At 61.2% G+C, this 9,198-nt stretch carries 9 protein-coding genes; 7 read left to right on the forward strand and 2 right to left on the reverse strand.

The window, feature by feature from the left end; all coding sequences use genetic code 11:
* The first annotated feature begins 19 nt into the window (after positions 1–19).
* The 5 genes from ACREXZ_RS02600 (at position 20) to ACREXZ_RS02620 (ending at position 4,344) form a co-directional block, all read left to right on the forward strand.
* Positions 20–922: a dihydrodipicolinate synthase family protein gene (locus tag ACREXZ_RS02600; protein ID WP_431762444.1), complete on the forward strand. Its 903-nt coding sequence runs from the start codon at positions 20–22 to the stop codon at positions 920–922.
* Positions 923–979: 57 nt separating this feature from the next.
* On the forward strand, positions 980–1,978 hold the full coding sequence (locus tag ACREXZ_RS02605; protein WP_431762445.1) for a 4-hydroxyproline epimerase: 999 nt from the start codon (positions 980–982) through the stop codon (positions 1,976–1,978).
* 45 nt (positions 1,979–2,023) lie between these two features.
* Positions 2,024–3,262 (forward strand): amidohydrolase family protein, encoded by a 1,239-nt coding sequence (locus ACREXZ_RS02610; RefSeq protein ID WP_431762446.1) that lies wholly within the window; start codon positions 2,024–2,026, stop codon positions 3,260–3,262.
* A 105-nt stretch (positions 3,263–3,367) separates the two neighbouring features.
* Positions 3,368–4,090: a GntR family transcriptional regulator gene (locus ACREXZ_RS02615; protein WP_431762447.1), complete on the forward strand. Its 723-nt coding sequence runs from the start codon at positions 3,368–3,370 to the stop codon at positions 4,088–4,090.
* Positions 4,091–4,149: 59 nt separating this feature from the next.
* On the forward strand, positions 4,150–4,344 hold the full coding sequence (locus tag ACREXZ_RS02620) for a hypothetical protein (RefSeq protein ID WP_431762448.1): 195 nt from the start codon (positions 4,150–4,152) through the stop codon (positions 4,342–4,344).
* Between the two features lie 9 nt (positions 4,345–4,353).
* Here ACREXZ_RS02620 and ACREXZ_RS02625 read toward each other — a convergent pair whose 3' ends face one another.
* Both ACREXZ_RS02625 and ACREXZ_RS02630 read right to left on the reverse strand, forming a co-directional pair.
* Positions 4,354–4,851, reverse strand: a complete 498-nt coding sequence (locus ACREXZ_RS02625; protein ID WP_431762449.1) for an aconitase X swivel domain-containing protein — start codon at positions 4,849–4,851, stop codon at positions 4,354–4,356.
* Positions 4,835–6,091: an aconitase X gene (locus ACREXZ_RS02630; protein ID WP_431762450.1), complete on the reverse strand. Its 1,257-nt coding sequence runs from the start codon at positions 6,089–6,091 to the stop codon at positions 4,835–4,837. Before ACREXZ_RS02630 ends, ACREXZ_RS02625 begins: the two co-directional genes overlap by 17 nt.
* 258 nt (positions 6,092–6,349) lie before the next feature.
* Here ACREXZ_RS02630 and ACREXZ_RS02635 point away from each other — a divergent pair, with 258 nt between their 5' ends.
* Both ACREXZ_RS02635 and ACREXZ_RS02640 read left to right on the forward strand, forming a co-directional pair.
* Positions 6,350–7,273, forward strand: a complete 924-nt coding sequence (locus tag ACREXZ_RS02635) for a hypothetical protein (RefSeq protein WP_431762451.1) — start codon at positions 6,350–6,352, stop codon at positions 7,271–7,273.
* Between the two features lie 375 nt (positions 7,274–7,648).
* Positions 7,649–8,911, forward strand: coding sequence for an SGNH/GDSL hydrolase family protein (locus tag ACREXZ_RS02640; protein WP_431762477.1), 1,263 nt, complete (start codon positions 7,649–7,651; stop codon positions 8,909–8,911).
* The last annotated feature ends 287 nt before the right edge of the window (positions 8,912–9,198 follow it).

Here is a 9,198-nt window from a genome sequence, read left to right on the forward strand (position 1 = left end):
CTTTTGAAAAGGTGTAGCCATGCAAGTGAACTGGAAAGGTGTTTTTCCCGCCGTAACGACGAAGCTGAACGACGACGGTTCGCTCGATCACGATTCCATCAAGGCCGGTTTGAACCGACTCATCGAGAACGGCGTCGGCGGTGTGGTCATGATGGGCATGGTCGGTGAGAATGCCCAGCTCACGGCGGAAGAAAAGCGCACGGTGATCAGGCTAGCCGTCGAAACGGTCGATGGTCGGGTGCCGGTCATCGCGGGTCTCGCTGAAACCAATACGGCAAGCGCGGTGCAATACGCGAAAGATGCGGAGGCGCTCGGCGTTCAAGGCCTGATGGTATTCCCGGCGCTAACGTACAAGTCCGACCCGCAGGAGACGATCACGTTCTACAAGACCATCGCGAAGGCCTCGAAGCTGGCGATCCTGCTTTATAACAATCCGCGTGGCTATGGCGTGGACCTGACGCCCGACGTCGTGGCCCAACTGCTGGAAGCGCCGACCATCGAGGCGATCAAGGAAGAGTCGTACGACACGACGCGCGTGACCGATCTGATCGGTCGTTTCGGCGACCGGCTTGCGGTGGTCTGCGGCGTGGACGATCTGATCCTCGAGTCGGCTGCGCTCGGCGCGCAGTGCTGGGTGTCGGGTATGGCGAACGCTGTGCCGAAGGAATCGGTCGAACTGTTGAATCTGGCCATTGCCGGCGACTACGAACGGGCACGCGTGTTGTACCGCGCGCTCATCGAGCTTTTCCATCTGGATACGCATGTGAAGCTCGTTCAGTACATCAAGCTGGCGGAAAACATCACGGCGGGCTATTCGGAGAACGTGAAGGCGCCACGTCTGAAGCTCGAAGGCGAAGAGCGCCAACGAGTCGTCGCCATCGTGCAGAAGGCACTGGGCAACCTGCGCGCGCTTGCAAGCTGAGAGGGTTGGGCAAGGACTTGTTGTGAGGCAAGCCCTTGCTCGCATCGGAGCAGGACTATGAAATCGACGTTTTTCTGTATCGACGGGCACACGTGCGGCAATCCCGTCCGGGTCCTCGCAGGAGGGGCGCCGCAGCTCGAGGGCGCGAACATGATCGAGCGGCGCGCGCATTTCGAGCGCGAGTTCGACTGGATCCGCACGGCACTCATGTTCGAACCTCGCGGTCACGAAGTCATGTCGGGCAGCATTCTGTACCCGCCCACGCGCCCGGATTGCGACGTCGCGATTCTCTTTATCGAAGTCAGCGGATGTCTGCCGATGTGCGGCCACGGCACGATCGGCACGGTGACCACCGCCATCGAACACGGTCTGGTGTGTCCGCGCGAACCTGGCGTGTTGCGTCTCGACACGCCCGCGGGACTGGTCGTCGCCACCTACAAGATGGACGGCGACAACGTCGACTCCGTGACGCTCGTGAACGTGCCGTCTTTCCTGCACTCGACCGATCTCTCCGTCGACATCGACGGGCTGGGTGAAGTGCGCTTCGACGTGGCGTACGGCGGCAACTTCTACGCGATCGTCGAACCGCAACCGAACTACGGCGGCCTGCATACGCTGAAGCCTTCGGACATCCAGCGCCTAAGTCCTGTGCTGCGGCAAAAGGCGAACGATAAGTACGCGTTCGTTCATCCGGAAAAAGCAGAGATCCGCGGGCTGAGTCACGTGATGTGGACAGGCGAGCCGACCGTCGAAGGCGCGACTGCACGCAACGCGGTGTTCTACGGCGACAAGGCAATCGACCGCTCGCCTTGCGGCACCGGTACCTCTGCGCGCATGGCCCAGCTGGTCAGCAAGGGCAAGCTGAAGATCGGCGAGCGTTTCGTGCACGAAAGCATTATCGGGACGCTCTTTAACGGGGTGGCGATGGAAGCGACGAGGGTCGGCGAATTCGACGCGATCGTTCCGGGCATTGAAGGGTGGGCACGGGTGACAGGGCACAACACGATCTTCGTCGACGACCGCGATCCGCTTGCCAAAGGCTTTCTGCTGAAGTGATCCTTCGCGGCCAGGCTGCCGCAAAAACTAGCTGGGGAATCGAACATGTTGATTCTGAAAAATGCGCGCGTCCTGGACGTGAATCACGAAAACGACACGGCCCGGTACTCGGTCGTCGTGGACGGAGACGTCATCAAGGATGTGACGCGCGAACCGGTGTCGATCGATGGCGCGGAGGTTCTCGATGTCGAGGGCAAGACGGTCATGCCCGGCATGATCGACTGCCACGTGCACGTGATCGCATCGGTTGCGCATCTGGGCACCAACGGGCGTCTGCCGAATACGTTTGCGGTTTTGCGCGCCGTACCGATTCTGAGCGGGATGCTCAATCGTGGCTTCACGACCGTGCGCGACGCCGGCGGTGCGGATTACGCGTTGTCGCGGGCGATCGAGGAGGAGGTGATTGCCGGCCCACGGCTGTTCGTCGCCGGCAAGGCACTCTCGCAGACGGGCGGACACGGCGACTTCCGCGAACGGTTCGATAACTCGGACCCGGACCCATGCGGCTGCCATCGCAATCTCGGCGCGATCGGACGGATCGTCGATGGGGTGGATGAGGTGCGCAAGGCGGTGCGCGAGGAGATGCGTGCGGGCGCGCACCACATCAAGATCATGGCGTCGGGCGGTGTTGCATCGCCGACGGATCCGATCGGCAATCTGCAGTTCTCCGTCGATGAGGTCACGGCCGTCGTCGAGGAAGCGGCATCGCACCAGACCTACGTGATGGCGCATGCGTACACGAGCAAGGCGATTGCACGCGTGGTCAAACTCGGCGTGCGTACGATCGAGCACGGCAACCTGATCGACGATGAAGCGGCGGCCGTGATGGCGGAGTTCGGCGCGTTCGCGGTGCCGACGCTCGTGACCTATGACGCGATGAGCAAGGTTGGTGCGAAGGCTGGCGTACTGGAAAGTACGCTCGCGAAGAACGAGAAGGTTCGCATCCAGGGCTTGAAGGCGCTTGAACTGCTCAAACGCAACGGCGTGCGGATGGGGCTCGGCACGGATCTGCTGGGCGACATGCATCAGTACCAGAGCGACGAACTGACGATCCGCGCCGGCATTCTCGGTGCGTTCGAAACGATCTGTCAGGCGACGGCGGTGGGTGCCGAGATCGTCGGTCAGCAAGGCCGCCTCGGTGTCGTATCGGCTGGGGCATATGCCGATCTGCTGATCGTCGATGGCGATCCGCTGAAGGACATCAGCGTTTTGGGTGGGCAGGGCGAACGCATTGCCGCCGTGATGAAGAACGGGAAATGGGCGCGTCGATCATCGTCGCTGTGACGCAATATGGCTCATTGGATCTTGGATCCGAGATCCGGTGCCGTGATAGCATTCGACCGTATCTGGTCCCATGCAACACGTTGCTGAATCCTTGAATATGCCGACATGTCCCCGGTAGCCACCAAAGGCCGTACCAAAGAAGCATCCGCGACGAGCCAGATCGTGGCGGACGAAAACACGCGGAAGATCGTCCGGCCGACCACGGTCGAGCTGGTGACCACCGCCATCCGGCAACGCATCTTGAGCGGCGAGCTGGCACCGGGCGAGGTCCTGCGTCAGGAAGCGCTCGCCGACGAACTTGGCGTGAGCCGTGTACCGATCCGCGAAGCCATTACGCGTCTGACGGGCGAGGGTCTATTGACCAACGTACCGCACAAGGGCGCCTATGTTGCCGAGCTGTCGATCGACGAGGTGAAGGAGACGTTCGACATCAGACTGCGCCTGGAACCGTGGATCTTTTCGGAAGCGATTCCGCGTATCAGCGAGGCTGAGATGGGCAAGGCGGAGCGGCTCATCAACGAGATGGACAACTCCGATTCCGCGGTATGGGGGCAACTGAACTGGCGTTTGCATGAAACGCTTTACTTGCCGGCGCAGCGCGAGATCACGCTTCAGATGCTGCGGGTACTGCATGATCGCAGTGACCGTTATTTTCGCTTCCAGGTCGTGCAGGTGCCGATTCGCGAACAGTCTCACGAGGAACACATGGCGTTGGTCGACGCGTGCAGGAAGCGCGACGCAGCGCTCGGCGCAAAACTGCTCGAGCACCATGTCAAGACGGCCGCGGAGCAGATCATGTCGGTCGTCGAAGCGGTGGTCACGCGCTGAACCTGGCGGCGCGGCACTTTATCAACCTGCGTCAACCTGTGGTCAGGACAACGCCCGTCATGCTGCTTACCGAATCACTGAGTCCATCGCATCAACGAGTCGTGAACGTTGCACATCGCAGCCGTCAGCGTTCGGTCGTGGCTGTAGCAACTTCTTCCTATGTCGCGTTACTGACCTCGCCGTTATCGGGCCTTGCAGGCAATACGCCTGAACGCGCGGACGTCACCTCGATCGCGATCCTGGGCTACAACTAGACCGGCTCGTCAAGCATCGGGTCGCGGGTCGCGGCCCGCGCCGTTGACGAAAATGCTCGCGGGGCGTGCCGTATCGTGAGCGTCAATTTCCAGTACACCACTTGAAGACGCAATCTGCGCGAACACGTTTTCGCCGACAGCTATGACCGGCACGTGAAGCGCGTAGAGATCGTTGGCGGTGATCACACCGATCGCAAGAATCAGGTCGCGTTCCGCCAGGATGATGCCACTCGGACCCGTATCGTTGCGCAACGCTTCGGCCAGCACGCTGCTGCTGGAACTGGAGCCACGCGCCCGCGGCATCACCAGCACGCGGCCTTTCAGGCTTTGTCCGTAGCCCGCGTGAGTCCTGTCGATGATCACCCCGTTTTCCGCGTCGTAGCCGCCCCAAAAGCTCAGCGGAGAGAGCACGATTGCGAGGCCGTCGGCTCGTCCCGGTACGAGCACTTCGCCACTGAGCACGAGATCGGGTGGGTTCATATTCGGCGTGCTAGTCGACCAGTTCATCGATGCAAACTTTCCCTTCGAAGGCCGAGCGTACGCATTCGGTCATGCTCCCGAATGCGACTGTCACGCCGATATTCGCGGGCGCATAGTGCGCCCACTTACCCGAGTTGGTCATGACCAGCCCGCTGATCTGCTTCATCACGGGCGTGATGTAGGTACAGGTGTCGACGACGATCTGAACGCTGCGCGCGTTGAGTTGCTGTGCGAGGCCTTCCTCTTCGATCTGCCACAGAACGAAACGGCTCGTGTTGACGTAGAAATCGCATCGCAGCGGCCCATCGTATCTGTCGAACAGCGCAGCAAGCGTGCGGAACTCGTCCACCGAAAAATGCGGTGTTCCCAGGCTTATCGCAGCGAGCGGTTCGTTGGCGGGCGCCTTGTTCCACATACGATGGATCGCGACAAGGTCCGCCTCGCTGACGATAATCGTCTGCTCCGGCTCGGTGCCCTGCAGCGCTTCATCGAGTGTTCGGGCTTCCGGCGTAATACCGACCGCGTGGAAAAGTGCGACGGAACCGCTGGATGCGGCCGCGGCGCCTAGCGATTTAAGTTCGTCTTCGGTGGTATCCGCAGGCAGCCCGGTGATCGCAGCGACCGTTGCGCCGGCTTTAAGGCCGAGAAGAAAGCCAAGCGCCGCAAAACAGGCATCGCGACGGGATGAACCGGTGAGGTCCGGTGCTTCGAGCACGATACGGGCGGCCCGGTTTTCAGTGACATGGAGGCCGGCATACGGGACACGGCCGGTAATCGCCGCCGCGAGGTCCAGAAAATCACCGTAGCGGCTCGTCCGTGCGCCTAAAACGGAATTGGCGAAGACAATCGCATTCGATTCGGCCCACGCAATCTGATCGCCTGTGCGAGGACGATGTTTGAGCTGGTACGGCGCGCACGTGAAGGTCGCTTCACACCCGAGTTCGATATGCGCATCCATAAGGCGTTTTGCAGCGCACGCCGTATCTGCTTTGCCTCGATACAGTTCAGGGTGTATGAGATCGAGCGATCCGACGTTGAGCGTGGTCGGGACAGCGACCCGCGCTCCCGACGCAAGAAACCGTTCGACGAAGTCGAGACTCACCGATCCGTGATACAGGCAACCGTCTATATGCGCGGACGAGATGTCGATGAGTCGCTGTGCGTTCATCACGTGCGCGGTGGCGGCGACGATGCGCATCGCGAACGCTGCACCTTCTCCCAATTCGCCGTTCAGCATCGCGCTGTCGCGAGCTGTTAGTTCAAGCACGGTCGCCTCTATGTGTGGTCGACTTCACTGGATCTCGATGTATTCCGACTGCTGCGGTTAGCCCGGATGCGGGCGCGTTTTCTCGGGTTCTGCCGCGATAAACCAGCATAAAGGAAGTCAACAAAAATGCGAAGCGCACTTTGCTTTGAGCGAAGAAGCGCTGAGTGTGTTCGAGGCATTCAGAGGCAAAGCATAGGCGTAGGAGTAGGAGGGCGTCCGGATGCAGGGTAATTGTCCGGTTCTGAATAAAGTGGCACGATGCTCGTCGACGGCCTCGCCACGGCCCGCCGCGGATCGTTATCTGCCGTGTTGCCCAATGCGATCGCTCAGCCACAAGGAAGCTCGACGATGCAATCTGCCATCGACAAGAAGGCAAAAGATATTCTCTTCAAGACTTACTGGAACGCGTCCGGCTGGAATGACAAACCGTACACCAGCCCCGACGATTTCGCTTATGCGAAAGCTGAAGGCGTCATGTTCGACCCGGCCAGTTTTTCACACGATGAGTGCCTCGCCGACATCTCGACACTCAGAGAACGCATTCCGCTTGCCGTCGCGGCACGTGCATTCCTGAGCAGTCTTTCCAGCAGACGACTCGACTGGCGATCCGGCCTTGTCTCTTACTACCTTGCACAACGGCTTTTACCTCATCCCTACACGCCCGTGGAAAGCGGACGTAGTTACGGGCCAGACCGGGAAGTCACCCGTGTCAGCTATACCTGTGGTGTGTGCCGCGATGCGAGGGACGGCGTCGTCGGTAGAGAACGCTACAGTTGCGTCGACCTTAACGTGCTCAACTTCGAGCGTCTGAAGTGGGGTGGCGTGCGCCATGGCCAGCTCGACTACACGTGGTTTGATCTCCAGCAACTGGCAGGCGCCGAGATCCCCGATCCCACCGGACAGGACATCGCCATTTTCAGGAGCATCCTCGAGGTCGTCGCGGCAAGCGGAGCCGGCGACCATGCGGGCACGCTGGAGAAAAATCTCGCGCCGGTCATTGCTTCGTCGAAGAATGAGCGTCGGGTGCTGATTGAAGTTCTCGCCTGTATCGAAATCCTCCAGCCTCGATCCTATGACCGTCCTGTTCACGGCAGGAGCGACTGGAAGTATGCCGCCTCCTGGCGAGGCGAAGACACTTACTCCCACGAAGCGGTGCAGCGGTGGTTCGGTGCTTATCTATGAGGCTGTCCAGGGCTGGTGCTCGAAGCGCGTAGTGGCTGTGAGTTCTCGCATGTTGATCACTCGGGCCATGGATAGAGAGCGAACATAACGTTCGAACCGCCAGCGCGGCAAACACGGCTGGCCGGGGCAGTACCTTCAACTCGCGACGTACGTCCGGCACGTCCATCTCGGCCTTTGGCAAGGCGAACCATAGCCAATACCTGCAGAAGATCTAGTGCCCAATGCATGCCATCCGTGCTGTGGCTTCCAGCATTGAAACTTCCCGCGCCAAAATGCTTCATGGACGCTCGCGGAATGAGTGGTGCGGCGCGATCACCTCGTGAGCGAATGATCGGGCACAATTACGCGCTTCATCCTTGGCCGTTCGATAATCGCATGACCTTTCGCCGTCTGACCGCCGCGTGCGGTGCCGTGTTGCTGTCCTTTGCCGCGCTTTCTGCAGTCGCCGCCGAAGCGCCTTCTCGCTGGGTGACCGCCTGGGCGACAGCGCTGCAGCCCATTCCGCAGCAAGCGGATCTGCCGCCGCTGTATCGTGCGCCGGACGTGGCGGGGCGAACTGTCCGGCAAATCGTCTATCCGACGTTGTCCGGAAGCGTGGCCCGCCTGCATGTGAGCAACGAATATGGCAGGTCGCCGCTCGTGATCGAGGGGATGCGGATCGCGCGTTCGGCAGCGGGGGCGGCAGCGCGCCCCGGCACGGAGGTGCGCGTGACTTTCGCGGGCAAGGCGTCGGTCACGGTTCCCGCGGGCGCCGAAATCGACAGCGATCCTGTGCGGGTCGATATCGACGGCGGCGCGCCGTATGCGATCAGTGGCTATATGGGGGGCGAACAGCGGATGGTCGCGTGGCATCGGGTAGCGAACCAGGTGAACTATGTCTCGACCCCTGGCGACCGTACTGGTGATGCCGCCGGGGATGCGTTTCGTGAGCACTTCACGCAGTACGCGTGGGTCACCGGGCTGGCGGTCGAGGCGCCGTCTGCCGGGGCGATCGCGGCGATCGGGGATTCGATCACCGACGGCATGCGCTCGAGCCTCAACCAGAATCGACGCTGGCCGGATGTGCTGGCCCGCCGGCTGGTCGACTCAGGCGATCGTTCGACGGCCGTCGTCAATCTCGGCATCAGTGGCAACCGCCTGTTGAGCGATTCGCGCTGCTACGGCGACGCGCTGGTGCACCGGTTCGACCGCGACGTGCTGCAGCGACCGGGCGTACAGACAGTCGTTTTGCTGATCGGCATCAACGACATCAATTTTGCTGCGATGTCGCCGCGAACGGGGCTGGATTGCGATGCACCGCATATGGCGGTGACCGCGAACGATCTGATCGACGGCTACCGGGAAGTGATCGCGGCGGCGCATCGCCATGGACTCCGGATTTTCGGCGCGACGCTGACGCCCGCTTCGCTGCCACCGCAGCGGGAGTCCATCCGGCAGGCCGTGAATAAGTGGATCCGGACGGGCCATGCGTTCGATGGAGTGGTCGATTTTGCGGAGGCCTTGCGGGATCCTGCTGCGCCGGAGCGTCTGCGACGCGCATATGACAGCGGCGATCACATCCATCCGAGCGACGCGGGCTACGCGGCGATGGCCGCAGCGATCCCTCTGACGGCGGTAGTTCGGGCGCCGGCGAAGTGATTCTTCGAAAAAGTCAGCCCACGGCCTTGTCACGCGTCGGCGATTGACCTACTATTCGCCTCCTCGTTTGCGAACGAGGACCGCTGCAGAAACCAGCGGTTGCGACGTCCGACCAGTTTTAAGCGAAAGCGAAAAATAGTGTTGACGAAGTGAGAAGGATTCTCCATAATCTCGTTTCTCTGCTGCAGGGCGGCAGACGGTGAGCGGGGCGGCGGTGGGAGTGCTGTCTGGTGAGCCGGAACTGATCTTTAAAAACTAACAGCCGATAAGTGTGGGCGCTTGATGGC

The organism is Paraburkholderia sp., assembly GCF_050742655.1.
In the GTDB taxonomy this organism is placed as follows: domain Bacteria; phylum Pseudomonadota; class Gammaproteobacteria; order Burkholderiales; family Burkholderiaceae; genus Paraburkholderia.

Coding starts and splice junctions, on each gene's coding strand:
- ACREXZ_RS02600 (WP_431762444.1), top strand. CDS start 20: ATGCAAGTGAACTGGAAAGGTGTTTTTCCCGCCGTAACGACGAAGCTG.
- ACREXZ_RS02605 (WP_431762445.1), top strand. CDS start 980: ATGAAATCGACGTTTTTCTGTATCGACGGGCACACGTGCGGCAATCCC.
- ACREXZ_RS02610 (WP_431762446.1), top strand. CDS start 2,024: ATGTTGATTCTGAAAAATGCGCGCGTCCTGGACGTGAATCACGAAAAC.
- ACREXZ_RS02615 (WP_431762447.1), top strand. CDS start 3,368: ATGTCCCCGGTAGCCACCAAAGGCCGTACCAAAGAAGCATCCGCGACG.
- ACREXZ_RS02620 (WP_431762448.1), top strand. CDS start 4,150: ATGCTGCTTACCGAATCACTGAGTCCATCGCATCAACGAGTCGTGAAC.
- ACREXZ_RS02625 (WP_431762449.1), bottom strand. CDS start 4,851: ATGAACTGGTCGACTAGCACGCCGAATATGAACCCACCCGATCTCGTG.
- ACREXZ_RS02635 (WP_431762451.1), top strand. CDS start 6,350: ATGCTCGTCGACGGCCTCGCCACGGCCCGCCGCGGATCGTTATCTGCC.
- ACREXZ_RS02640 (WP_431762477.1), top strand. CDS start 7,649: ATGACCTTTCGCCGTCTGACCGCCGCGTGCGGTGCCGTGTTGCTGTCC.